Source organism: Siccirubricoccus soli (assembly GCF_024178315.1).
GTDB classification, from domain to species: domain Bacteria; phylum Pseudomonadota; class Alphaproteobacteria; order Acetobacterales; family Acetobacteraceae; genus Siccirubricoccus; species Siccirubricoccus soli.
The window spans coordinates 1-23,642 of record NZ_JAMZIK010000127.1 but is presented as its reverse complement, the minus strand read 5'-3'; the positions used below and the strand labels follow the sequence as shown (position 1 = coordinate 23,642).

Sequence of the window (23,642 nt, the reverse complement as noted above, 5' to 3'; positions counted from 1 at the left end):
CCATGGAACTCGATCCCGTCGAATACGCCATCCTCAGCCAATCCGTCATCGCCGCGGCGCGGGAGATGGGCGCGAAGCTGATCCGCTCGGCCTACTCCACCATCCTGCGGGAGGCACGGGACGGCTCCGCTGCGCTGCTGGACGCGGAGGGCTTCACCGTCGCCCAGGCGGAGCTGATCCCGATGCAGCTCGGCTCCATCGGTCCGATCTTCCAGCCCTGCAAGGCGCTGTTCCCCAAGGAAACCCTGGAGGAAGGCGACTTCCTCGTCATCAACGACCCCTACTCCGGCGGCCAGCACCTACAGGACGTCTTCTTCTTCCACCCGATCTTCGTGGAGGGAGAGGTGATCGGCTTCGCTGCCTCCGTCGCCCACCATCTGGATCTCGGCGGCGGCGCGCCCGGGCTGAATGCGGGGGCGCGGGATGTCTATGCCGAGGGCCTGATCATCCCCCCGATGAAGGTGAACATCCACCGGGATTGGCATGGCGGTGGCTTCCAGCGCCTGCTGCGCGCCAATGTCCGGGTGCCGCAGCAGACCATGGGCGATTTCGACGCGCAGATCGCCGCCAACAATATCGGCGTCCTGCGCATGCAGGAGCTCGCTGCCCGCTACGGCGTGGCCAAGCTGCGCGCCACCATGGCCGCGCTGCAGGATTATTCCGAGCGCCGGATGCGCGCCGCCATCGCCGAAGTGCCGGACGGCACCTATCGCGGCGAGGCGCAGATGGATGATGACGGCCTCGGCAGCGGCCCCGTCACCGTGCGCGTGGCCGTCATCGTCGCCGGCGATTCCATTGATGTGGATTTCGCCGGCACCGATCCGCAGGTCGGCACCAACCTCAACTGTCCCTTCGCCTCGGTCATCTCCGCCTCCGTCTCCTGCCTCAAGGCGGCGCTGACCAGCCCGGACATTCCGTTCAACGATGGCGCTTTGCGTCCCATCAAGGTGACGGCGCCGAAGGGCTCGCTGCTCAACCCCAGCCACCCTGCGCCGGTGCGGGCGCGCATGGTCTCCGCCTCGCGCGCCTGGGAATCGGTGATGCTCGCCATCTCCCAGGCGGTGCCGGAGAAGGTCATCGCCCAGGGCTACGACACCACCACGGCCTTCTGCCTCTCCTGGCTCGGGCCCAAGGGCTGGTCGGTCTATCTGGAGGTCTATGGCGGCGGCTATGGCGCCGGCATCGGCAATGATGGCTGCGATGCGGTGGACAACCCGCTCTCCAATTGCAGCAACACGCCGGTCGAGGCAATGGACCAGGATTTCTCCTTCTTCCGCGTGCTGGACTACGTGCTGCGGCCGGACAGCGCCGGGGTGGGCGCGCGGCGTGGCGGCGCCGGCTTCAGCCGCAGCTACGAGATCCTCGTGGATGGCCCCCTCGTCTCCCACTACTCGGACCGCTTCACCGGCCGGGCCAGCGGGCTGTTCGGCGGCGGCCCGGGCGCCAGCGGCGCCTGCCAGGTGAAGCGCGGCGGGCAGGTGATCGAGCTGCGCAGCAAGGACAGCTTCAACCTGCTGGCGGGCGACATCGTCACCATCAGCCTCGGCGGCGGCGGCGGCTACGGCAAGCCAGCGGACCGCCCGGCGGCGCTGATCCAGCGGGACCTGGAAGACGGCATCATCACCCCGGGCCGCGCCGCCGCCTGGGCCGCGGAGTAGCCACACGCAGGAGGGGGACGGGGGCATGCAGCGCAGGGACTTGCTGAAGGGAGCGGCGGCCGCATTCGCCGCGCCGTCGCTGGCCGTGGCGCAGGGCCAGCGCGTGCTGCGCTTCAAGCCCAATGCGGATGTATCCATCCTCGACCCGGTCTTCAGCACCGCCTACACCACGCGCTACCTGGCATTCCTCAGCTACGACACGCTCTATGGCGTGGACGACAAGCTGAACCCCCACCCGCAGATGGCCGCCGGCCATGTGGTGGAGGAGGATGGCCGTCGCTGGCGCATTACCCTGCGGGAGGGCCTGCGCTTCCATGATGGCGAGAAGGTGCTGGCCAAGGATTGCGTCGCCAGCCTGAAGCGCTGGGGACGGGTGGACACGCTCGGCCAGCTCCTCATGGCCGCGACGGATGAGGTCAGCGCGACCTCCGACACCGAGATCACCTTCCGCCTGAAGCGCCCCTTCCCGCTGCTGCCGAATGCGCTGGGCAAGAGCACCAGCTACATCCCGGTCATCATGCCGGAACGGCTGGTGCCGACCGAACCGGGCAAGCAGGTGGCGGAGGTGGTGGGCAGCGGCCCCTTCCGCTACTTGGCGAATGAGAAGGTGAGCGGCGCCCGCAGCGTCTGGGAGAAATTTCCCGGCTACGTCCCGCGCCCGGACGGCACGCCGCAATTCACCTCCGGCCCGAAGGTCGCCTATGTCGACCGGGTGGAGTGGCATGTCATCCCCGATGCGCCCACCGCCGCCGCCGCGCTGGTGAGCAATGAGGTGGACTGGTACGAGGATGTGCTGCCGGATTTGCTGCCGGTGCTGCGGCGCGACCGCAATGTGGTGATCGGCAGCTTCAACCCGCCGGGCAATATGGGCATCCTGCGGCTGAACCATCTGCAGCCGCCTTTCGACAACCCCGCCATCCGCCGCGCCGTGCTGGGCTGCATCGACCAGGCGGAGATCATGACCGCCGTCGCCGGCACCGATCCCTCGCTATGGCAGGCCGGAATCGGCATCTTCTGCCCGGACAGCCCCATGGCCTCCGATGCCGGGATGGCGGCGCTGACCACGCCGCGCGACTACGCCAAGGTGAAGCGGGACCTGGCAGCAGCGGGCTACAAGGGGGAGCGGATCGGCTTCCTCAGCGCCGCCAACTACTTCAACATGGGCCAGCAGGTGAATGTCGCGGCGGAGCAGATGCGCCGCGCCGGCATGAACATCGACATCATTCCGGTGGATTTCGGTGTCTGGCTGCAACGCCGCGCCAGCCGCGCGCCGCTGGACCAGGGCGGCTGGACCTGCACCACCACCCTGCTGCCGGGGCTCGACCTCTGGGACCCGATCGCGCATCTGGCGATTCGCGGCAATGGGCTGAATGCCTGGCCCGGCTGGCCGACCAGCCCGCAGCTCGAATCGCTGCGCGATGAATGGGTGGCCGCGGCGGAGCTGCCGGACCGCCAGCGCATCGCCCGGCAGCTGCAGGAACAGGCGCTGCAGGACGTGCCCTATATCCCGACCGGCCGCTGGAAGGACCTCACCGCCTATCGCCGCAACCTGACCGGCATGCTGAATGGCGCGCCGCTCTTCTATAATGTGCGGAAGGGCTGAGGCGCCCGGCGGGGCTTCCGCCCCGCGCCGTCTCCGTTCATTCTTCCCTGCGCTCACGCAAGGCGCTTCTGGCGCCTTCGACCGCGTCGAAGGCGACCAGTCGCGAGGGCCATGAGGCCGTTTCCGTGTCAAGGATGCCGCGGAGCGGCACCGCGCTTCGCGCGGCTCCGTCCTTGACACGGAAACGGCCTCATGGCTGGGGCTTAGGGTGCGCTCGACGGTGTCGAGCGCGCGTCGGGCGCGCCTGGACGCAATAGCGTCCTTCGCCGTGCGAAAGGGGGGAAGAAAGATGGCCGAGGACAGGATCGCCCAGGCAGCCCAGGCGCTGCTCGCCGCACGCAAGGAGGCGTCGAAGCCCGCCAGCCTCGGCGCCGCCGCCCCCACCAGCATCGCCGAGGCCTTTGCCGTCCAGCGCACCGTGCTGGCCGGCATCGGCGGCAGCATCGGCGGCTATAAATGCGCCGCCCCTCCGGGCAAGGACCCCTCCGCCGCCATCATGAACGGCGCCACCATCCGCCCCTCCCCCGCTAGCTGGGAGATGCCGCGCGAGGGCAGGATCGGCATCGAGACGGAAGTCGCCTTCCGCCTCGCCCGCCCCCTCCCCGCCCGCGCCACGCCCTATGGCCGGGAGGAGGTGCTGGAGGCCGTCGCCGCCGCCTTCCCGGTGATGGAGATGGTGGAAAGCCGCTACCAGGACCCGCGCGCGGTGAACCCGCTGGAAGCCATGGCGGACAATGTCGCCCATGCCGGCCTCGTTTTCGGCGCCGATGTCCCGAACTGGCGCAGCCTCGACCTGCCAAATCTCCCCGTGAAGCAGACCGCGGGCGGCGAGACCCAGGTGGAGCGGATCGGCGGCAATCCCTCGCTCGACCCTGTCACTCCCCTGGTCTGGCTGGCGAATTTTCTCCCCTCGATCGGGCTGCATCTGGAGGCCGGGCAAATCGTCACCACGGGAAGCTGCACCGGCCTGCTCTGGGTGCCGGGGAAGCAACGCGTCACCGGCGGCTTCGCCGGCTTCGGGGAGGTGGCGGTCGAACTGGCATGAGCGTCGCCCCGCGCTGGCGGGTGCCGCTCGCCCTGCTGGCGACCACGGTGCTGAACCTGCCGCTCGGCACGGTCTATGCCTTCAGCGTCTTCCTGAGGCCGATGGAGGCGGAGCTTGCCCTCAGCCGGGCCGAGCTGTCCTTCGTCTTCGGCGCCACCCTGGTCTGCTACACCCTGGCGATGAACCTGGCGCCGCTGGCCTACCGGCTGGCTCCGGCGCCGGTGCTGATCGCGGCAGGCGGGTTGCTCGCCGGCCTTGGTACGGCACTGGCCTCCCAGGCCACAGGGCTTGCGGCGCTCCTCATCGGCTATGCCGGCGGCTTCGGCATCGGCGGCGGCATCGCCTATGTGCTGTTCCTGCAGGGCGTGAACCTGATGCTCACCCGCCGGCAGGGGCTGGTGAACGGCTTCATGGTCAGCCTCTACCCGCTGGGGGCAATGCTCGGCGCGCCGCTGCTCGGCTGGGCGCTGGCGGGCATCGGGCTGCGCCCGACGCTGCTCGGCCTCGCCGCGGTGCTGGCGCTGGCGGGCCTTGCCGCGGCGCTGCTCGCCGCCCTGGCCGGCCTCAGCCTGGTCGCGCCACCCGCCAGCACGCGGGGCGCCGGCGCGCCGCGGCTCGGCCTCTTCCTCCGGCTCTGGGGCGTCTTCTTCCTCGCCGCCGCTTCGGGCCTCACGGTCATCGGCCAGGCTGCCGGCATCGTCCGGGCCTATGGCGGCAGTGCCGCGCTCGGCCTGCTCGCCGCCACCTTCATCACCGGCTGCATCGCCGCGGCGCGCCTCGGCGGCGGCGTGCTGGCGGACCGCTTCACCGCGCCCGCCGTCATGGCCGGGGCGCATGCCCTGGCGCTGCTGGCGGATATCCTCCTGCTCGCCTTTCCCGGCCCCGCCGTCGCGGTCGCCAGTCTTGCCGGCATCGGGATCGGCTACGGCCTCGTCAGCGGCAGCAGCGCCGCGGCCATCAGCGCCTATTGGGGCGCGGCGCGCTACGGCCAGATCGCGGCGCGGCTCTATATCGCCTGGTGTGTCGCCGCCGTCACCCTGCCGGTGATCGCCGGCCGCGTCTTCGACCTGAGCGGCGGCTATGCAGCCGCCATCGCCCTCGCCATGCTGGGCAATGCGCTCGGCCTCGGCGTCGCGCTCAGCCTGCCAAGGCGCCAGGCCAAGGCCCTTGCCTAACAAGACCACGGAGGAGACCAGAATGCGCTTCCAGGATCAGGCGGTGCTCGTCACCGGCGGGGCCAGTGGCATCGGCGAGCAGGTTTGCCTCGCCGCCGCCCGGGAAGGCGCCCGCGTCGCGGTCGGGGATCTCGATGCCGCGCGGGCGGAGGCGGTGGCCGCCGCCATCCGCGCCCAGGGCGGGGAGGCCATCGGCCTCGGCGTCGATGTCGCCCACCCGGACTCCGCCGCCGCCTTCATCGCCGGGGCGGAGCAGGCGCTGGGCCGGCTGGACGTGCTGGTGAACTCGGCCGGCGTGCGGGAGGTGGTCTCCGTCCTCGACCTCTCCTTCGAGGAATGGAACCGCGTCATCAGCATCAACCTCTCCGGCACCTTCCTGCCGAGCCAGGCCTTTGCGAAGCGCCTGGTGGCTGCCAAGCGCAGCGGGCGGATCGTCAACCTCGCCTCCACGCTCGGCCTGGTCGCGGCGCCCAACCGCGCCGCCTATGTCGCCTCGAAGCATGGCGTCGTCGGGCTGACCAAGGAGATGGCAATGGAGCTCGGCACCGCGGGCATCCGGGTGAATGCCGTGGCGCCCGGCGTGGTGCGGACGCCGCTGACCGAGCGCTACTTCCAGGATCCGGAGATGGCGGACACCATCCGCGGCATCCATGCGCTGGGCCGCTGGGCGGAGCCGAAGGAGATCGCCGCGGCGATCCTGTTCCTCGCCTCGGAGGAATGCGGCTTCATGACCGGCAGCATCCTGCCGGTGGATGGCGGCTGGACGGCCGGGAAGAAAATGTGAGTCTCCCCATGACGTCGCGTCGCGCCGTCGCGGGGGGCCCGGGAGGCGCCTGACGCGCAGCGCCTCGTACAGCCTGCCGTGGCGGAGCCTCGGCAGGGCAAAGGGCGGCGCAAGCGGTGGGAAGGCGCCAATCTACCGGCGGCCAACCACCGCCAGCGCGCCGCCCAGCAGCGCCACCACCGCGGTCATCGGCCCGAACAGGGCGAAGCCGCTCTGCGCCACCATCCAGCCGCCGAGCGAGGCCGCGCCCAGCCAGCCGACCGAAGCCGAGGTGACGTTGAGGCCGAGCACCGTGCCGCGCACCTCCTCGGGCACATTCGCCAGCGCCGCCATCAGGCTGGGCCGGGCGAAGGCGGTGACGAAGACGTAGAGGAAGCCCAGCGCCACCGTGCCCGGCAGCCCCGGCGTCCAGCTGAACAGCACGAAGCCTGCTGCCGCCGAGGCCGCCATGGCCCCGGCGAAGATCAGCAGCCGGTCCGGCAGCCGGTCCGCCAGCTGCCCGCCGATCAGGGTGCCGAGGATGTTGCCCGCCGCGAACAGCGCCAGCGGCAGCGCCACCGCGCCGATGGAGAGGCCGTAGGTGGTCTGCAGGAAGGTGGCGAAGAACACCGCCGTCAGCCCGTAGCAGATCCGCTCCGCCACCCCCATGGTCAGCAGCCGCAGCACCGGGCCGGAGAGCGCGGAGGCCCCGCCCTTCTGCCGCCGCCGCCCACCCCCGCCGCCATCGGAGGGCGCCGGCCGCAGCGTGGCCAGCCCCAGCGCCAGCGCGGCCAGCACGCAGATGCCGGCCACCACCCAGTGCACCCCGCGCCAGCCGATGAAGCTGCCGATCCAGGCGGCCATCGGCACGCCCACCAACAGCGTCAGAGACTGGCCCGCCATCACCCAGCCCAGCGCCCGCCCCCGCTGCCGGTCCACCGTGCGGGCTGAGGCTTCCGCCATGATCACGCCGGTATAGGCGCCCGCGCAGCCGCCGCCGAAGGCCGCGCAGGCCGTCACGACGGGGAAGCTCGTCGCCATGGCCACGCCCGCCAGGCTGAGCGCGAGGCCGAGCGGCCCGAGGAAGATGAAGGGCCGCCGCCCCCAGCGATCCGACCCCGCCCCGGCCAGCAGCGAGGCCATGCCCCAGGCGACCGAGGTGATGGCCATGAGGTTGGCGACCAGCGGCAGGGAGGTGCCGAGGTCCCGCGCCATGTCCAGCAGGAAGGGCGCCCTGGTGGTGCCGGAGGAGGAGGCGGCGAACATGCCGAGACAGGCAGCCGCCAGCACCGCCCAGGGCATGCGTGGCGCCTGGGGGGAGGAATCGGGCAGAAGGGCCATGCCCTTTCATAGGGCGAAACGGGTCGTGCCATCAGGGGGTGGCGGGGCCATGCGCCGACGCGGTCCAGGATCGGGCTTCCGGGCCATGGACGGCGGCGCCCCGGCGGTGTATGTGCGCGGCCCCGGCCGGTGGGCAGCGCCCCCGGCCGGGGCCGCGTCGGGTCCCCATCGTCTAGAGGCCTAGGACACCAGCCTTTCACGTTGGTAACACGGGTTCGAATCCCGTTGGGGACGCCATGTATCGCCCGCAATATGCTGAAATGGCTTCATTTTGCAGCCGATGGCGACGATGTACCCCCATCTCTACCCCCGTCGGGCGCGGTGGCACCAGCCAGGCGTGGGCACCCGCCTCGATTGACGCCGGCAGCCGTGCCCCCGGGGCGCAGCGATGAAGCTGCCAGGATGCCCGCCCGAGGGTGCGGCGGCACGCACGCCAGAGCGGCGGGTGAGTGCGCTGCTGGCGTAGCACCCCCTGCCGGGCAGCCGGAGCGGCGTCCGGTGGGGTAGGGGTTGGGGTACCCCCTCCCCCTATTTGGCCAACGCCCACCCCCGCTCTGGGCTTCAGCCGTGAGCTGAGCGGCTACGGAGATGCCCCGGACGCGCAGCCGTACCTCCGGAGCACCCAGGCCACCGTCCCGGCCACCTTCACCTCCCACAGGAGATGGTCGCACTCGACCGGTAGGCACCAGAGCGAGGCCTTGATCGTCGAGCGGAAGTTGGCCCGCTTGGTCAGGTTATACCAAATCTCGTTGATCAGAACCCATGTTCCCAGTCGCGCAGGCCGATGGACATGATGCGCCAGGGCTGATCGACGAGCCGGTTCCAGGCGTGGCAGCAGTGGTCGACGATGTTGTCGTGGCGGCGGAAGATGCGGTTCGAGAGCCGGTTGTCCCGCATGAACTGCCAGGTGTTTTCCACCGGGTTGAGCTCGGGGCATTTCGGCGGCAGCGGGGTGAGGGTGATGTTGGGCGGCACCTCGAGCTTCTCCGACAGATGCCATCCGGCCTGATCGAGCAGCAGCACGGCCTGCGCGCCTGGCGCCACGGCCGCCGGGATCTCGGCCAGGTGCAGGCTCATGGCTGCGGTGTTGCAGTAGGGAAGGACGAGGCCCGCGGCCTTGCCTGCCTTGGGGCAGATGGCGCCGAAGATGTATGTCGAGGCCGTCCGCTGATCCTGCGGCACCACAGGCCTGGCGCCGCAGGATCAGCGCCGGGTGGCCTTGTTCTTCTGACCCACTCTGGCCTCATCGGCGAACCAGATCTCTGGGGCGCTGGCGGCAACGCCCTTCTCGCGCGCGACTTCCTCCAGGCGGGCGGGGAAGCTGTTTCAAGAAGATCGACTGCGCCCTCCGCCTGCGCATGCTGGTGCGGCCGGGCCGAGAGCTTGCGATAGCCGAGCGCGCGCACCTCGCGGCTCATCGTCTGCTTGGCCACCGTGACCCGGGACTCCTCCCACAACCACGGCAAAGGTCGATCAGCCGCCACCGCACTGCCCCGTGGATGGCCGGCATCGGGCCGCTCTCCAGCACCGCAGCCAGGACCACCCGGTGACTGTCGTCCAGCCGTGGTGCCTGCCTGGTGCCTTGCGGTCGGCCAGCCCGGCCGGGCCTTCGGCGTTGCACCGCAGGACCCCATTCCGCACGATCTGCAGTGTCACCCCGCCGATCCGAGCGGCCTCGGTGCGTGATGCCCCCTCGTAGATCGCGGCCAAGGCCGGTAGGCGGCGAGTCTGGGCCGCGTTCTTAGTCTGCCGCGCCGTGGTGCGTCGTCTGCCTGCATCGAAATCAGCCCGGAGTGGGATGGGCATGGCGAACCTCCGCTGGTCACCATGTCAGATCAGCTCGCCGCTCGTACGGGAATCCTCGACGAGTCACGCTCTCGGAAATTGGGTATAAGCCGCTCGCCGGGGCTGGCGAACAGGCCGCGCCGGCGATATGGCTTCGTTGCAAGTTCAATCTGGGCGGATACGCAACGATGACAGAGGAGCAGGCCGCCGCGCTGGAAGACCTGTGGCCGCATGCCCAGGCCCTGCTCGGCTCGATGCAGGACGTCGCCAAGCGCTGCGCGCTGGGCGAGAAGGCCCTGAAGGACGTCGCCGCCGAGGTGGATGGTTGGAAGGGCGCCTACCAGGCGGTGCTTGGCATGAAGGCGGCGTTGCGGCCCGGCATCAAGGCCGCCACCAAGATGGTGGCTGAAACCAATCGCTCGGCCAAGGAGCTGGCCAAGCTCAAGCCCGAAGATGTCATCAAAAGCCTGAAGAAATATGACAAGCCGGTCGATCTCGCCGATGCCTCGGTCGCCGCCTTCGTCATCTGGCGGCGCAAACTCTCGAAGGAGATCGGCATGCAGGTCAGCTCGCAGGATTTCGACATGCTGGCGCTAATGAAGAACGTCGAGAGATACCTGGTGCACCGCGCCGAATTCAACAAGGGGCTGCAGAAGTTCCAGCGCCTGGCGCGCGGCTGAACCCCGGGCGGGGCGGCGATGCCTGCGGCAAGGCTGACAATAGGACGGGCACCCCCACCCCCATCTGGCCAATGCCCCTGCCACCGCCCCCCGACTTCGGGTGCGGCTCTCATACGGGCTGAAATGCGGGGGAAACGCGGAGCGTGATTTCGTTCTGCGGGATTCGCGGATCGGCTATATTGATCCCATGCCGAGACGTTGCACCGCCTGCATGCACATTGCCCAAGGGGCCATCGACTCCGCCCTGGTGGCCGGTCAGTCAGCCGGCAGCGTCGCGCGGGCACATGGTCTCGGCGCGGATGCGGTCGAGCGGCATCGCAAAAATCACGTCGCCCCGCAGCTCGCGGCGGCAGCTCGCCTATCGGCTCCGGCAACCGCACTGGCGGCGCCGGTGAAGCGGGCTCGGCAGATTGCCGCTGGTGCCCCTCCAACGCCGGCCGAGCGGGTGCACCTCGACGGGCTGACCGACACCCTGCGGCGGTCTCTGGCGCGGCTGGAGACGGCGGCCGACGACGCGGCGCAGGGCAAGGCGCTGGTCGCGCTGTCGGCGCTCTCCGGGCAGATCACCCGCGCCATCGATTCGGTTGCCCGGCTGCGGAGCATCGGCGCCCCGAAGGACCCGCACCGCCAGGGCCTCAACCTCATCATCAACATCGGCGGAGAGCGGCGCATCGTCACCAGTCGGGCGGCGCCTGTTATCGAGCCGGAGGAATAGTCGCCGCGATGTAGTGCAACAGAGCGGCGTGCTGCCGCTCTGTTGCATGACGCCCTCCTAGCCCCGGGAGGTGGCGGGCTGGTAAATGGCGTTGCCCGGCCGCATGCCGGACAACGGCTTCGGCGGGAAGCGGCCTTCCAGCGCGACGGTTTCCGCTTCCAGCTCGCCATATCGGCTGACGACGGCCCGCAGGTGGGGGTCGTACAGCACGGCCGCTACGTAGTCCCGGAACGCCGGATGCCAGGACCCGGGACGGCGGTGCAGCGAGGATGAGGCAAACCACGCGACGATTTGCCCGAGACCACCCCGCTTCAGCGCCTCCCGCTCGGCATAGGTCAGTGGCAGGGGAATCCCGGTTCCTCGGTATGAAATTCCACTCGCGCCCGCCGCGCCGCATCGGCGCGCTCGACCTGAGCGCCCACGCTGTCATCGGGTGTGAACTGGGCACCTGTCACCGGGTTCTCGATGATGGAGCGCCCCTGGCGCTTGGCCTGCTTCACCACGTTCCGGATGGCGAAGGCAGTGGTCGATGGATAAGCATGCATTCCTACTCTCCTTCCTGATGATTGGCCTCGCCGGAACGGGAGACCCTGGTGAGACTGTGGTGACACGCCGTTCCGGCGGCGCTGGATGCGTCACCACGGTCTCCTCCGGGAGACTGTGGTGAAAACCCCTCTAGTTTCGGAATGACAACTATGCGGAAAGCCAGGGAAAACGGGGGGGGGTAATGCAACAGTTCGGTCGTCACCACACCACCCCCCTATAACCCCCCTGGTGCACCGTGGTGCACCTCCAGGGGGAGGGCACCCGGTGCCACCACAGCCTCTTAGACGGCACCGGGGTGAACCGTGGTGACCGTGGTGAACCGCGAAGTCCACACCCACCCTGCCCCTCGAACCGGCGGTGTCGGCAGGCAGGTCATGCGTCGCACCCCGCAGCGTTAGCGCCGACGACGCCAGCGCTCCCCTGCCCAGTCCCCATATCATCACCGGGCCAAGACCGGCCCGGCACGATGCGGAGGGCCTTGGCGGCATAGCTGCCGCCGCCGCCGCTGGTCTTCGGCAGCCTCACGTCTTCTTCTGCGACCAGCCCTTCCTTGATGGCGTGTTCCAATGCACCGTAGGCCGTAGCCTGAGCGTGCTCCCGTCCCGCCACACGGAGGGCCGCTGCGATGGCTTCGACGGCATTCCTGCTCCGCGCTTGCGGCGATGGAGAGAGCGGCGGCTGCGCCGTGGCGATGGTGTGCTTCACAACCTGCATGACCGTCTCCGGCCATGCCGCTTTCTGCGGCGTGTAGGGCTCCGCCCCCTGCACACTGTCACCGGAGGGGTAGAGCGGCGGCGCCCTGTTCGGCAGGGTCACGCTCACGAGCCTGACCAAACGTGAGGCAAGAATTGGCGGCGCGTTGTTCGACTTGGTGGACACGATGCGAGAGTAGCGCCATTCGTCTCCAGGCGGCACGCCTATCGCTGCCGCATCTCGCTGCTCTAGCGCGAGGGCGATGCGAGCGGAGTTCACAATCGCTGCCGCGCCGCTTGCTGCCTCCTGTGATCCAAGATCAGCACCCTTGCGAGTGTGGTGCGCGATCATGATTCCAATATCGTGTCGGACAGCCAGTTCCGTGAAGCGCGCCATCATCATCGTCACGGCATGGTTGTCGTTGAGGCTGGTGGCAGACAGGTTTGCCATCGGATCGAGAATCAGAACGTCCAGCTTCAATCGCACGATCTCCGACTCAAGGTGCCGCCAACCCTCCTCTGGCAACACGGGACGGGCACGCTCATCGGCGGTGAGCAGCGTCAGCTTCATCTGATCTACCCCCGCGATGAAAAAGCTGCCGCACTCAGCATCGCTCACGCCATGGTGCCGCTTTGCGGCACACAAGCGCCGCGCCAGTTCATCGGCGCCCTCCTCTGCCGCGATGTAGAGCACTGACAAGCCGCCCGAGGCATAGACATGCTGGCCAAGCAACCGCTTGCCGGTGGCGCATGCCAGTGCCATGGCCAACAGCAGCGCCGACTTGCCTCGGCCACCCGGCGCAACGAGCAGGGATACCGTGCCGCGCATCAAGTCCGTTCCATGCAGCCATCGCCGATTCGGCGGCATCGCTAGGTTGGCGGCACTGCGCGGCCCGGCAGTGCTGACGCTACTTGCCGCCATACCCGCCACTGCACTTGCCGTCGCACCGCTGGCGCTGCCTACCGCGCCGCCCGTGGGGGCAACCGATGGGCGCCAGCCCAGCTTGGATGCGTCGCGCAAGATCGACGCACCGTTCAGGCCATCGCATTTGGCGTTCGCTACATGGCGTTCAAAGCGGGCGCGGTTATCGGCCTCGTTGTAGTTGCCGCCCGCGACCTTGCAGGCGTCGTCCAGCGCCCTGTACGCCGCCTCGTTCTGCTCAGGATGATAGCGCATCCAGCCGGCGACACCCTGTGCGATCCGGGTGAAGCCACCTTCGTCGCGCGCAGCTCCGGCACGAGCGAGGAACATGCACGCGTCGGCGAGCATCGGCAGTGGTGTGGAGTCGAGCCCGCCCTCCAAGTCGGAAAGCACACCTGCTCCCCGCTTGGCCTTTAGGCGCGCGAACTCTGCCTTGATGTGCGATGGCGGTTCCCCGAGATCGAACACGGGTTCGCCACGGTGCTCCATTCCCTGCGCTCGCCTTCCCACCTGCCCGGACGTGGATGGCCCTCTGTTCAGCAGCGCGAGGACTTCATTGAAGGCCGCAGTACCCACATACGCAATGGCGCGCCGTGCGCCGTCGCCATGCCCCGTCAGGGTGATGTAGCGCCTGTCGCAGTACAGCTCGAACCCGACTTCCGATCCGTTCGGCAAGGATAGCGTCGTCACCACCTGACGAAATGGCGTGTCCACATGGAACCACACATGCAGCCCGCCGCCGCTTGGAGACAGTTCGGTGTAGGTGGATTCGCATATGGCGCGGATCGCGGGAGGATGCGCCGCAGCACCTTGCGGCCGATGGAGGGAGCGGAGACCCACACCGCGTCTATCGCCTCTCGCACCTTCGCACGGTCGATCTCGGCGATGGGGATATCGCCCAGCACCGGGAAGGCATGCTGTTCGAGCGAGGACTTCCACAGCGCGGCGGTACGTTGGTTCTTCCAGCCGGGTGCCTCGGCCGCGATGCAAGCCGCCGCCACCGTGCGGAAGGTGCGGGCCTCGGCTTGCGCTGCGGCCTTGCGAGCCGCTTCCCGCTGGCGAACGTCGCGCTGGCGGCTCTCGATAGGGTCCACGCCATCCGCCAGCAGCGCACGGGCCGCCGCGGCGCGCTTGCGGGCCTCGGCGAGCGCGGCACCCCGGCAGGGGGCTCACCGACCGGCCCGAGGCCCATCTCTCGTGCCCTGCCGTTCAAGGTGAAGCGGAACAGCCAGGACTTGGTTTCGCGCTTCTCTCCTGCCCGGCCGACGCTGGGCGCCACCTGCAAATAGAGACCGTCACCATCCGGGAAGCGCACGGGGCGCGCCCCCTTCGTGGGGTCATGGCGCAGCGCCTTCACCATGACCGCAGTCAGCCGGCCCATGTCCTACCCCCATGCCTACCCCCAACGGTGGCGGGGATGGGAGAGGATCAAGTTAGACGGACGTAGAAACGAGACGCGCTGACTGCAAGGAAGAAAGCCCTTTTCGGAGATGGCCAAAGATCGTCGTAGATTTCTCAATGGCGTCCGTTGGGGACGCCACTGAAATCCTTCAGGATTTTCGCGCTGCGGCAGCCGCCTGCTGGCTGTTGGCAGGCCGGATCTTCTTCGCCGCCGCCTCGTCACGCCGCCGGTTTCCCTCTGCCGCAGCGGTCTTGATGATTCGTCCCGGCGTTGGAACCTGGTCCCGGCATCCTGACCTTCCAAAGAAGGCCAAATCTCTCCCAGATCCCGGATCCAATTCCGGGACGCAGGCCACGACCCTGTCCAGTTCCACTCGGGCCTTGGCGTCATAGACCGGCGGTCCGCATTGTCTCAGAAGGGAAGGCGGGTCCCGGGGAACCCAGATCGCGCAGTCCGACGCGAAAGAAGAAGCCCTTGCCGCTTGGGTCAGCGCCGCGAGGTCTGCCTCCAACCGAACAGGAGCGTCCTTTCCTAGCGCCAGCGGAAAGGGGCCCATGCCTGTCTTAGGCGGGCGATCCGGTCATCCGGCTGTGCCATGGCGGGGCCGGCCGGGCCCGGGGTTACGTCGCCCCATCGCCGCACCGGCCCGCTGTCGAGGTGGACGAAGCTGCGCCGCTCGTAGACGCCTACTCCGCCGCGCTGCAGTGCCAGCGCTGCGTCCCGGACTCCGACCAGCTGCGACGACGGAACATACACATCGAGCGCGCCTGCCCGCAGATGCTGGCTGTCGCCCGCGCCGTCGACAGCAGCATTGGTTTCAGGCGTGCGGTAGCCAGACAGCACGACCAGTTCATCGCGATCGAGCCTGGCTTGGTGAGCCACTTCCCAAAGAATGTCGATCGCTCGCGGGTCGAATGGCCGTACGGCGCCGGTGTGGGTATCGGCCAGGATGATGGAAAGCTCGGCCATGGCGACCGGGTCGACTGCCGTCCCGTTATGATAGGGCCCGGAAAAGCGCGCACCCGTTGCCGCGTGCCGCAACTGCAGGCGCCTCGATGTCGGGCTGGCCGCGCGACGACCATCTCGCCTGTCGGGAGCCGCATGAGCCGTAGCGATGCTGGTCGCAGCCACGGCCGAGGTAGTGAGACTGAGCAGCAGGATGCGTCGGTTCATCGCCGTTTCTGCTAGACTGTCGTACTATGTGGGGAAACCCAAGCTCGTGCGATCTCCGCATAGCGTGATTCACAATTCGCGTTGGATCCCCGCTTTCGCTTCCAGCCCTCAACCGAGAGGCAGCACGCTGACACGGCATTTGCTGACAAGGCATTTGCGGCGTCTCGATGTGCTGCAGTCCGAACCGGGCAATCACTTCCAGGTCGGCGGCGAATCCTGCATGGATTTCACCCCGGCCGGCTGAACCAGTCAGCAGGAGCCTTATGCCTGCATCCCGCCCACCACCGGCATCCTCGCCGGCATGGATGAGCCGGGGCTGCTCGCCATGCGGCGGGAAGCTCGCTCGCCCCCAGTACGCTGATCATCTGCCGATGGGACGTCACCGCGAATATGCCATGGGCGACGGGCAGCGGATGCGCCACTGACCACGGCAGACACGCTCATCGGCTCGCACGGCCAACGCTGGCTGTCGGATTGAGTCCTGGCCGATACAAACGAACATCCGGCGCAGGATGAACGAGCGAAGCTCATCGCATCCAACCCTCGGCCGGATCGCCCTGGAGCGATATCCAATCAGATGAATCATCTGATCGGATATCGCTCCAGGCCTGGCGGGGAATCCGCCTCGCCAACGGCCGGGTTCGCCCCCCCGGCGTCACGCCGAGCCTGCGAAGCGGGCGCGCCTGTCCCCGACAGCGCCGGCCTCCGCCGGGCCGGCGTCCCGTCCACCGCGTGCCCAAAGGCACAGCCTTCGTTCCGCACAGACCCTATGCCTGCCGCAACATCTCGCGGCCACGGCAACTTTCGCGAAACCGTGAGGCCCCCATGATCGACCAGCACAAGGTGCCAGGAGGCGAAAAGATGAGCCCGTTGACCGTCTCGGAAACCGAGAACCAGGTGCGGCTGCACTGGCTCGGCCTGCATGTGGCCTTCGCCAAGGATGCCGGCCTTCCCGCCACTTGGCGCGACGTCGTGGCCGCGCCGTCCAGCAAGACGGCCATCTATGAATGGATGGCGGCCTTCGGCCGGCTCGAGACGCCGGGCGAGCCGCTGCCGGGCGACAGGCTGGCCCTCGTGGCCGATGCAGGCCGGGAGCCGCTCTTCGCCCACTGAGTGACGCCGCTGCCGTCACGCCGGCAATTCTACGGCCCGGCCGCCAGCAGCGCCTCCGCCCCCGCCTCGGACATGGTCCGGCACGCCGCCGGCACCGCTGCGGCCTTTCGCCGCTCGAGCTGGACGCTGCTGCAGCCCGGCCCCGCCACGCGGCCGGAGAAGCCCCGCCCTGTCGGATCCACCTGGGCGAGGAAATCCACCACCACATAGCCCGGCGGCCGCAGCAGCCACGGCCCGCCCCGCAGGCTGAGCCGCCCGGAGGCCGGGTCGTAGCGCCCCTGCAGCAGGAAGCAGCCGGTCGGCACGCCCGGGTTGCGCGGATCGGCGTAGAAAGGGAACAGCGCCTCCGCTGTCTCCGGCTGCGCCTGGGTGACGGTCAGCGTCACCCCGGTCAGTCCCTGGGCGCAGCGATAGGTGCCGCTCCAGGCGCCGATCACCCCCTCCCCCTCCGCCGCCAGGGCCTGCCCGGCCAACAGGCAGGCGGCCGCCAGGGACGCCGCGCGGCGCATCAGCCGGCCGCGGCCTTCACATGCCGCGCCACCTCCTCATGCGTCGCGAACCACACCGCGCCGCGCCCCTTGATGTGCTCGATCAGCCGCGCCAGCAGCGGCACGCGGCTGCGATGGCCGATGATGTGCGGGTGCATGGTCAGCAGGAACAGCCCGCCTTCCTCCCAGGCGCCGTCGAACTCCGCGCGGAAGATCTCCTCGACGCCGGAGGGCGGCGTATAGGGCCGGTGCGCGCTGAAGCGGAGGAAGTTGAAATAGGGCGCGTCGTCGCGGATCCACTCCGGCGGCAGCTCGACGATGCCGGTCGGCTCGCCCTGGTCCAGCAGCTCATAGGGATCGTCATCGCCCATCAGGCTGCTGTCATACAGCAGCCCCATCTCCCGGATGATGCCGAGCGTCTCCACCGAGAAATCCCAGCTCGCCGTGCGGATGCCGACGGGGCGGCGGCCGGCCGCCTGCTCCAGCACATCGGCGGCGCGCAAGGTCAGCTCCCGCTCCACCCCGGGCGGCAGGGCGGTGTTCGCCTCATGGATCCAGGAATGGATGCCGATCTCATGGCCTTCGGCGGCCACCGCCCGCACCTCCTCCGGGTGCAGCAGGGCGGAGACGGCGGGGTAGTAGAAGCTGGCGCGGATGCCGTGCTGCGCCAGCAGCGCCCGGATGCGCGGCACGCCCTGGCGGTTGCCATACTGCCCCTGACTGATGCGCATCGGGCTCGGGTCGCCGTCGCGCAGCGGGATGGTCTCGTGATCCGCGTCGAAGGAGAGCGCCACGGCGCAACGCTCCCCGCCCGGCCAGGCGCGCGGCTTCAGGCTGCGCCCCGCCCGGGCATTGCCCACGATCCGGCGCCATTCCGCCTCCGGCCATTCCCAGGGTTTCGCCTCGCTCATCGCATCTCCTCCGCATTCTGGCACGCGGTTTGCTGAATTCCGGCGTCATCTGCCGGGCCGGACGAAAACCCAGCCGCTGCAAGCCCAGCCCTCCGGAAGAGGTACACCCATGGACATCGGCGTCTTCATCCCGATCAACAACAATGGCTGGCTCATCTCCGCCGCCTCGCCGCAATACATGCCGAGCTTCGAGCTCAACAGGCAGGTGGTGCAGAAGGCGGAGGGCTACGGCCTCGACTTCGCCCTCTCGATGATCAAGCTGCACGGCTTCGGCGGGAAGACCGAATTCTGGGACCATGGGCTGGAAAGCTTCACCCTCATGGCCGGCCTCGCCTCCGTCACCAGCAGGATCCGGCTCTATGCCTCAACCGCGGTGCTGACCATCCCGCCGGCGATCGTCGCCCGCATGGCGAGCACCATCGACAGCATCTCGGGCGGCCGCTTCGGGGTGAACATCGTCTCCGGCTGGCACAAGGTGGAATACACCCAGATGGGCCTCTGGCCGGGCGACGGGCATTTCGCCCGCCGCTACGACTACAGCACGGAATACGTGCACATCCTGCGGGAGCTCTGGGAGAAGGGGGAGTCCGATTTCAAGGGCGAGTTCTTCCAGATGGACCGCTGCAAGCTGAGCCCGCGCCCGCAGGCGCCGATGAAGGTGGTCGCCGCCGGCCAGTCCGACCGCGGCATGGAATTCGCCGCCCGGTATTGCGACTTCAACTTCGCGCTCGGCGAGGGCGTGAACGAGCCCACCAGGGCCGCCGGCGTGCCCGCCCGCATGCTGGCGCATGCGCAGAAGACCGGCCGCGATGTCGGCAGCTACATGCTCTACATGATCATCGCGGAGGAGACGACGGAGGCCGCCTTCGCCAAATGGGATGCCTACAACAAGGGCGCCGACCGCGAGGCGCTGGCGCATCTGCTGGGCCATGCGGCGCATGACACCACGGCGCAGGAGACGTCGATGGCCGCGGCCATCCAGCGCTCGCCCTCCCCCATCAATTTCAACATGGGCACGCTGGTCGGCAGCCATGCCGAGGTGGCGCGGATGCTGGACGAGGCGGCGGCGATGCCGGGGGTGAAGGGCATCATGCTCACCTTCGATGACTTCCTCCTCGGCATGGACAAGTTCGGCCAGCGCATCCAGCCGCTGATGCGGTGCCGCAGCCATGTGAAGCTGGCGGCCTGAGCCCCGACTGGAGCCCCGGCCTTCCGGGCCGGGCGGCGCAGGCCGGTATGTCGCACACCGGACAGAACAGGCCCGCGCCCGGCCCGCTGGCGAGGGCCATGTGGCGTGCCGGCCACAGGCCGTCGGACCCGCAAGGCCCGGCATGTCACGCGGTGGGCCTGAGCCCTGCCCGGATGCGGCAGCCGCGCTTGCCACGCCATGCCGGCCCGGCCGCCTCGCCGCCGGCCATCACCCGCACCGCCCAGGGCAGGCCGCCAGGCCGGGATTGGCGCCGAGCGTTCCGGTTTCAACGAATCCCTATCTTCTTCGTAGAATTGTATTCACGAACTGGCGAGTTCATACTGCCACCCTTCCCGCGTGAACCCCAAGAGCCAGGCCGTGCCGGACACCATCCCCGCCTCAGAAAGCCTCGCCGCCGATACCGAAGCCTCCCGACTCCTCTTCGGCGACCCGACAACCCCGCCCCTCGCCCTCTGGCTGACCATCGAGCCGGCCGAGTTGACCGCCCTCGAGCAGGCGCTGCTCGACCATCTCCGCTCGCCTCTCTTTCCCTCCCGCATCGGGGAGGCGCCGACCCGCCTGGGCGACGATGCCGGGCTGCTGGACTTCACCGCCCGCTTCGGCGCCATCGCCGGCCGCTTCGCCGAAGGCCCCAGCCTGCTGCTGGCCGCGACCCGCATCGTCGCGGAGCGCGGCGGCCCACTCTGCCGCGCCGGCGCCCTGGCCTGCATCGAGGTGCTGCAGCACCGGCTGCACGCCAAGGCGCGCAACCTCTCGGCCGGCGATCCGGCACGGCTGCGCCGCTTCGTCCTCGGCACCCGCCTGGCCGCCGATCTCTGGATGCGCTTCGTCCCCGGCACGGACAGTGCCCGGCCGCTGGCCGAGCGGCTGCAGGAGGCGCTGGAGCTGCCGCCCGCACGCGCCGCCGCCCAGGCCGAGCCCGCGCCGCAACCCCGCCCCGCCGGCCCCGCCACCACCATCCTCGGCGCCTTCGAGCCACCGAATGAGCGCAGCGACTGGATCCCCTACCAGCGCCTGACCTCGCCCCTGCCCTTCCACCGGCCGCCCGCCGATGCCATGGCGCGCCTTGCCGCCCTGGCGGAGGCGGCGCCGGCCTTCGCCGCCCCCATTGCGGAGATCCGCCGCCGCTTGGCGCTGGCGCTGCATGCCGGGCGGCCCTCGCCGCGGCTGCGGCCCATCCTGCTGGTCGGCCCGCCCGGCATCGGCAAGACCTGGTTCGCCCGGCGGCTGGCCCAGGCGCTCGGCCTGCCCTTCGCCGCGCTCAACCTCGGCGGCGCCACCGACAATCGCTGCCTGCAGGGCACCGCGCGCGGCTGGTCCGCCGCCACCCCGGCCTGGCCGGTGGCGGAGATCGCCCGGCTCGGCGCGCCCAACCCGCTGCTCTTCCTGGATGAGGTGGAGAAGGCCGGCGGCCAGCGGGACACCAATGGCCGCGCCCATGACACGCTGCTGGCCATGGTGGAGCCGGAAAGCGCCGGCGCCTGGTACGACGAATGCCTGCGCACCACCGCCGATCTCGGCCATGTCCTCTGGGTGATGGCGGCGAACGAGACGCGCGGCATCCCGGCGCCGCTGCTCTCCCGCCTCTCGGTGCACCAGGTGGCGCCGCCGCCGGAAAGCATCTTCGACCAGACCCTGGCCAGCCTGCTGCGGGAAGTGGCGCGGGAGGCGGGCTGCACGGCGGCGGAGCTGCCGGCGCTGGACCCCGCCGCGCAGATGGCGCTGCGCCGCAGCTTCGGCGGGCACCGCAACCTGCGGCGGCTGCGGGCGCAGCTCGAGGATTGCCTCGGCATCGCGGCGGAGGCGGCGCTGGCGGGCGCACACTGAGAGGTAGCCAAGGCGGGGCTCCGCCCCGGGCCCGGCCAGGGGCTCTGCCCCTGGACCCCGCCGGGGGGGATACTCCTCCCCCGACCCCGGTCCGGGTCTGCTGGCTTAACCTGCCGGCCTAGAGCAGATCGCGTTCAGATGGAAGCATCTGACCGCGTGAAGACGCTCGCAAAACAACGGCCTGGAGCAGGCTGCGTGAGCGCAAGCGAACGCCGCATGCTCCAGGATCCGGGGAGGGGTAGCACTGCCGCCAAGGGGCGGAGCCCGCCGGCGACACAAGGGGAGCCCCTGGCCCTTCATACCGGCCGCCCGCATCCCGACCCATGGTCAACGGTCCTGCGGGCGATATGGCTGCCTGTTTGGCGCGCAGCCGCCACACCAGCCCTTCGCGCGATACCGGCGCAGACAGTCAAGGCTTCCAGCGCCGAGCCTCAGGCCCGCAGCCTGTCCCGCACCGGCAGGAACAGCTCCGCCGGCCCCGGCCGCCCCAGCAGATAGCCCTGCACCCCATCCACCCCTTCCGTCTGCAGCATCGCCAATTGCTGCGACGTCTCCACCCCCTCCGCGATCGTCGCCAGCCCCAGCCCGCGGGCGAGCTGCAGGATCGCCCGCACCAGCACCAGGGCGCGCGGATCCTCGGCCAATTGCCCGATGAAGCTGCGGTCGATCTTCACCTTGTCGAAGGGCAGGTCCCGCAGATAGGCCAGCGAGGAATGGCCGGTGCCGAAATCGTCCAGCGCCAGCCGCACCCCGATGCGGCGTAGCGCCGAGAGCGTCCCCCGCGCCCGCGCCATGTCGCCGATCAGCGCGGATTCCGTCACCTCCAGCGTCAACCGCTCCGGTGCCAGCCCGCTTTCCGCCAGTGCCGCCTCCACCCCGCTCACCAGGTCCACGGTCAGGAAATTCGGCGCCGAGAGGTTGACCGAAATCCCGAGCGGCATGGCCCAGCCGGCCGCCTCCCGGCAGGCGGCGCGCAGCACATGGCGGTCGAGCCGCGCCATCAGCCCGTGGCGCTCCGCCGCCGGCAGGAAATCCCCGGGGCCGAGCGCTGCTTCCTCCACCCGGCGCGGCCAGCGCACCAGCGCCTCCGCATCCACCAGCCGGCGCGGCAGGGCGGCGGAGAAGATGGGCTGCCAGGCCACCAGCAGCGGCGCGGAGCCGGGCTCGCCGGCCAGGCTCAGCCGCAGCTCGCTGGCGATCTCGTCGCGCCCCAGCGTGGCCCGCACCCCGCCCCCGGCCACCCCGCCCCGCTCGGCATCGGCCAGATGGCGCACCGTCCCGAAGCCGGAGCGCTTGGCGCGGTAGAGCGCGGCATCGGCCAGGCGCAGCGCCGCCTCCCCATCCGGGGCATCGGCGGGGTAGAGGGCAAGGCCGAGGGTGGTGCGGAGCCGGATCGGCTGGCCCTCGAAGCTGAAGGGCTCGGCGAAGGCGGCATGGATGCGCCGGGCCAGCGCCATGGCGTCCTCGCCGCAGCCCAGATCCTTGGCCAGCACGACGAATTCGTCGCCGCCCAGCCGCCCCACCAGATCATGCTCCCGCACCGCGGCGCGCAGCCGCCGCGCCACCTCCCGCAGCGCGGCATCGCCCGCGGCATGGCCCAGCAGGTCGTTGATCTCCTTGAAGCGGTCGAGGTCGAGGCAGAGCACGGCGGTGGCCGGGGCGCCGGCGCCGCCCAGCTTGGCCAGGGCGACATGCAGCGCGCCGCGGTTGACGCAGCCGGTCAGCGGGTCCTGCGCCGCCAGCGCGCCCAGCGCCTTCAGCGCCGCATGCATCTCCAGCGTGGACATCACCCCCTGGGCCAGCTCCGCCATGCGGTGGAGCTGCCGGGCGGTCAGGCGCCGCGGCACGGTGTCGAAGACGCAGAGCGTGCCGACCGCCTGGCCGTCCCGCTGCACCAGCGGCACCCCGGCATAGAAGCGGAAGCCGGGCCCGCCAATGACCAGCGGGTTGGCGGCGAAGCGCGGATCGGCGGCGGCATCCTCCACCACCAGCGGCGCCGGGCCGAGGATGGCATGGGCGCAGAAGGCCAGCTCCCGCGGCGTCTCCCGCATCTGCAGCCCGACCGAGGCCTTGAACCACTGCCGTGCGGCATCCACCAGCGTCACCGCCGCCATCGGGGTTCCGGCGATATCGGCCGCCAGCCGGGCGAACAGGTCGAAGCGGTCCTCGCGCGGCGTGTCGAGCACCTGCAGCGCCTGCAACGCGGCAATGCGGTCGACCTCGTTCTCGGGCAGTGGCGCGGAGGGCATGGGGGCAGCATCCCAGGCCCCGGATGAGAAAGGGTAAACGCCGCTCCGGGCCGCGGCGGCCCCTTATGCCGGTCGTGCGGAACTCTGACCGGTGTCGGTCCACGGGCGCGCCGCCGGCATGTCCTTGAGGCTGGCGCGCAGCCGCCACACCAAGCCTGCGCGCGATATCCGCCTCGGAAAGCAGGGAACGTCCGGGGCGGTGTCAGCCGCAGCCGCGCCGGCCCAGCGCGTCCCGTGCCAGCCGGGCGGAGAAGCCGGCGCGCTCGACAAGCCGCCGCAGCCGCGGCAGCTCCGCCGCCCCCGCGGCCTCCTCGGCCAGCAGCCGCGCCTCGCCGGCCAGCTCC

At 69.9% G+C, this 23,642-nt stretch carries 19 protein-coding genes, 1 tRNA gene and 2 pseudogenes; 11 read left to right on the top strand and 11 right to left on the bottom strand.

The window, feature by feature from the left end; all coding sequences use genetic code 11:
• The first annotated feature begins 2 nt into the window (after positions 1-2).
• The 5 genes from NJ376_RS19810 (at position 3) to NJ376_RS19790 (ending at position 6,265) form a co-directional block, all read left to right on the top strand.
• Positions 3-1,658: a hydantoinase B/oxoprolinase family protein gene (locus tag NJ376_RS19810; RefSeq protein ID WP_252955017.1), complete on the top strand. Its 1,656-nt coding sequence runs from the start codon at positions 3-5 to the stop codon at positions 1,656-1,658.
• A gap of 25 nt (positions 1,659-1,683) precedes the next feature.
• Positions 1,684-3,261, top strand: coding sequence for an ABC transporter substrate-binding protein (locus NJ376_RS19805; protein WP_252955016.1), 1,578 nt, complete (start codon positions 1,684-1,686; stop codon positions 3,259-3,261).
• A gap of 289 nt (positions 3,262-3,550) precedes the next feature.
• Positions 3,551-4,306 (top strand): 2-keto-4-pentenoate hydratase, encoded by a 756-nt coding sequence (locus tag NJ376_RS19800; protein ID WP_252955015.1) that lies wholly within the window; start codon positions 3,551-3,553, stop codon positions 4,304-4,306.
• Positions 4,303-5,481, top strand: a complete 1,179-nt coding sequence (locus NJ376_RS19795; RefSeq protein WP_252955013.1) for an MFS transporter — start codon at positions 4,303-4,305, stop codon at positions 5,479-5,481. Before NJ376_RS19800 ends, NJ376_RS19795 begins: the two co-directional genes overlap by 4 nt.
• Positions 5,482-5,503: 22 nt before the next feature.
• On the top strand, positions 5,504-6,265 hold the full coding sequence (locus tag NJ376_RS19790; RefSeq protein WP_252955012.1) for an SDR family NAD(P)-dependent oxidoreductase: 762 nt from the start codon (positions 5,504-5,506) through the stop codon (positions 6,263-6,265).
• A 132-nt stretch (positions 6,266-6,397) separates the two neighbouring features.
• On the opposite strand, the gene NJ376_RS19785 is transcribed toward NJ376_RS19790, so the two are convergent.
• Positions 6,398-7,585, bottom strand: coding sequence for an MFS transporter (locus NJ376_RS19785; protein WP_252955011.1), 1,188 nt, complete (start codon positions 7,583-7,585; stop codon positions 6,398-6,400).
• Positions 7,586-7,746: 161 nt separating this feature from the next.
• On the opposite strand from NJ376_RS19785, the gene NJ376_RS19780 reads away from it, so the two are divergent.
• Positions 7,747-7,822, top strand: a tRNA-Glu gene (locus tag NJ376_RS19780).
• A 516-nt stretch (positions 7,823-8,338) separates the two neighbouring features.
• On the opposite strand, the pseudogene NJ376_RS19775 reads toward NJ376_RS19780, so the two are convergent.
• Positions 8,339-9,391 (bottom strand): annotated as a pseudogene (locus NJ376_RS19775) (IS630 family transposase).
• Positions 9,392-9,558: 167 nt separating this feature from the next.
• On the opposite strand from NJ376_RS19775, the gene NJ376_RS19770 reads away from it, so the two are divergent.
• Positions 9,559-10,050 (top strand): hypothetical protein, encoded by a 492-nt coding sequence (locus NJ376_RS19770; protein ID WP_252955010.1) that lies wholly within the window; start codon positions 9,559-9,561, stop codon positions 10,048-10,050.
• Between the two features lie 211 nt (positions 10,051-10,261).
• Positions 10,262-10,765, top strand: coding sequence for a hypothetical protein (locus NJ376_RS19765; RefSeq protein ID WP_252955009.1), 504 nt, complete (start codon positions 10,262-10,264; stop codon positions 10,763-10,765).
• Positions 10,766-10,822: 57 nt separating this feature from the next.
• Here NJ376_RS19765 and NJ376_RS19760 read toward each other — a convergent pair whose 3' ends face one another.
• From NJ376_RS19760 to NJ376_RS19740, 6 genes and pseudogenes are all read right to left on the bottom strand, one after another.
• Positions 10,823-10,975, bottom strand: a complete 153-nt coding sequence (locus NJ376_RS19760; protein WP_252955008.1) for a hypothetical protein — start codon at positions 10,973-10,975, stop codon at positions 10,823-10,825.
• A 125-nt stretch (positions 10,976-11,100) separates the two neighbouring features.
• Positions 11,101-11,310: a hypothetical protein gene (locus NJ376_RS19755; RefSeq protein ID WP_252955007.1), complete on the bottom strand. Its 210-nt coding sequence runs from the start codon at positions 11,308-11,310 to the stop codon at positions 11,101-11,103.
• Positions 11,311-11,683: 373 nt separating this feature from the next.
• Positions 11,684-13,639, bottom strand: a complete 1,956-nt coding sequence (locus NJ376_RS29400; RefSeq protein WP_252955006.1) for an AAA family ATPase — start codon at positions 13,637-13,639, stop codon at positions 11,684-11,686.
• Positions 13,612-14,019 (bottom strand): phage integrase central domain-containing protein, encoded by a 408-nt coding sequence (locus NJ376_RS19745; protein ID WP_252955005.1) that lies wholly within the window; start codon positions 14,017-14,019, stop codon positions 13,612-13,614. Before NJ376_RS19745 ends, NJ376_RS29400 begins: the two co-directional genes overlap by 28 nt.
• Before the next feature lie 89 nt (positions 14,020-14,108).
• Positions 14,109-14,285 (bottom strand): annotated as a pseudogene (locus NJ376_RS29395) (Arm DNA-binding domain-containing protein); the annotation flags it as partial.
• Between the two features lie 573 nt (positions 14,286-14,858).
• Positions 14,859-15,500, bottom strand: coding sequence for a YcbK family protein (locus NJ376_RS19740; RefSeq protein WP_252955004.1), 642 nt, complete (start codon positions 15,498-15,500; stop codon positions 14,859-14,861).
• A gap of 861 nt (positions 15,501-16,361) precedes the next feature.
• On the opposite strand from NJ376_RS19740, the gene NJ376_RS19735 reads away from it, so the two are divergent.
• A complete protein-coding gene (locus NJ376_RS19735; RefSeq protein ID WP_252955003.1) occupies positions 16,362-16,613 on the top strand; it encodes a hypothetical protein in 252 nt (83 codons plus the stop codon).
• A gap of 29 nt (positions 16,614-16,642) precedes the next feature.
• Here the strand turns inward: NJ376_RS19735 and NJ376_RS19730 are convergent, their stop codons facing one another.
• Positions 16,643-17,122 (bottom strand): hypothetical protein, encoded by a 480-nt coding sequence (locus tag NJ376_RS19730; protein ID WP_252955002.1) that lies wholly within the window; start codon positions 17,120-17,122, stop codon positions 16,643-16,645.
• Positions 17,122-18,012 (bottom strand): polysaccharide deacetylase family protein, encoded by an 891-nt coding sequence (locus NJ376_RS19725; RefSeq protein WP_252955001.1) that lies wholly within the window; start codon positions 18,010-18,012, stop codon positions 17,122-17,124. Before NJ376_RS19725 ends, NJ376_RS19730 begins: the two co-directional genes overlap by 1 nt.
• A 109-nt stretch (positions 18,013-18,121) precedes the next feature.
• On the opposite strand from NJ376_RS19725, the gene rutA reads away from it, so the two are divergent.
• Entirely contained in the window at positions 18,122-19,201 is a 1,080-nt protein-coding gene (gene rutA, locus NJ376_RS19720; protein WP_252955000.1) for a pyrimidine utilization protein A, read from the top strand.
• Between the two features lie 378 nt (positions 19,202-19,579).
• Positions 19,580-21,049 (top strand): AAA family ATPase, encoded by a 1,470-nt coding sequence (locus NJ376_RS29390; protein ID WP_252954999.1) that lies wholly within the window; start codon positions 19,580-19,582, stop codon positions 21,047-21,049.
• 431 nt (positions 21,050-21,480) lie between these two features.
• Here the strand turns inward: NJ376_RS29390 and NJ376_RS19710 are convergent, their stop codons facing one another.
• Complete coding sequence (locus tag NJ376_RS19710) at positions 21,481-23,298, bottom strand: putative bifunctional diguanylate cyclase/phosphodiesterase (protein WP_252954998.1); 1,818 nt, start codon at positions 23,296-23,298, stop codon at positions 21,481-21,483.
• Positions 23,299-23,642 lie beyond the last annotated feature (344 nt).

Bases quoted from the DNA above. Each gene is read 5' to 3' on its own strand.
- rutA (WP_252955000.1), top strand. From the start codon at position 18,122: ATGGACATCGGCGTCTTCATCCCGATCAACAACAATGGCTGGCTCATC.
- NJ376_RS19765 (WP_252955009.1), top strand. From the start codon at position 10,262: ATGCACATTGCCCAAGGGGCCATCGACTCCGCCCTGGTGGCCGGTCAG.
- NJ376_RS19805 (WP_252955016.1), top strand. From the start codon at position 1,684: ATGCAGCGCAGGGACTTGCTGAAGGGAGCGGCGGCCGCATTCGCCGCG.
- NJ376_RS19810 (WP_252955017.1), top strand. From the start codon at position 3: ATGGAACTCGATCCCGTCGAATACGCCATCCTCAGCCAATCCGTCATC.
- NJ376_RS19770 (WP_252955010.1), top strand. From the start codon at position 9,559: ATGACAGAGGAGCAGGCCGCCGCGCTGGAAGACCTGTGGCCGCATGCC.
- NJ376_RS19735 (WP_252955003.1), top strand. From the start codon at position 16,362: ATGAGCCCGTTGACCGTCTCGGAAACCGAGAACCAGGTGCGGCTGCAC.
- NJ376_RS19800 (WP_252955015.1), top strand. From the start codon at position 3,551: ATGGCCGAGGACAGGATCGCCCAGGCAGCCCAGGCGCTGCTCGCCGCA.
- NJ376_RS19710 (WP_252954998.1), bottom strand. From the start codon at position 23,298: ATGCCCTCCGCGCCACTGCCCGAGAACGAGGTCGACCGCATTGCCGCG.
- NJ376_RS19755 (WP_252955007.1), bottom strand. From the start codon at position 11,310: ATGCATGCTTATCCATCGACCACTGCCTTCGCCATCCGGAACGTGGTG.
- NJ376_RS19795 (WP_252955013.1), top strand. From the start codon at position 4,303: ATGAGCGTCGCCCCGCGCTGGCGGGTGCCGCTCGCCCTGCTGGCGACC.
- NJ376_RS19785 (WP_252955011.1), bottom strand. From the start codon at position 7,585: ATGGCCCTTCTGCCCGATTCCTCCCCCCAGGCGCCACGCATGCCCTGG.
- NJ376_RS19725 (WP_252955001.1), bottom strand. From the start codon at position 18,012: ATGAGCGAGGCGAAACCCTGGGAATGGCCGGAGGCGGAATGGCGCCGG.
- NJ376_RS19730 (WP_252955002.1), bottom strand. From the start codon at position 17,122: ATGCGCCGCGCGGCGTCCCTGGCGGCCGCCTGCCTGTTGGCCGGGCAG.
- NJ376_RS19790 (WP_252955012.1), top strand. From the start codon at position 5,504: ATGCGCTTCCAGGATCAGGCGGTGCTCGTCACCGGCGGGGCCAGTGGC.
- NJ376_RS19740 (WP_252955004.1), bottom strand. From the start codon at position 15,500: ATGAACCGACGCATCCTGCTGCTCAGTCTCACTACCTCGGCCGTGGCT.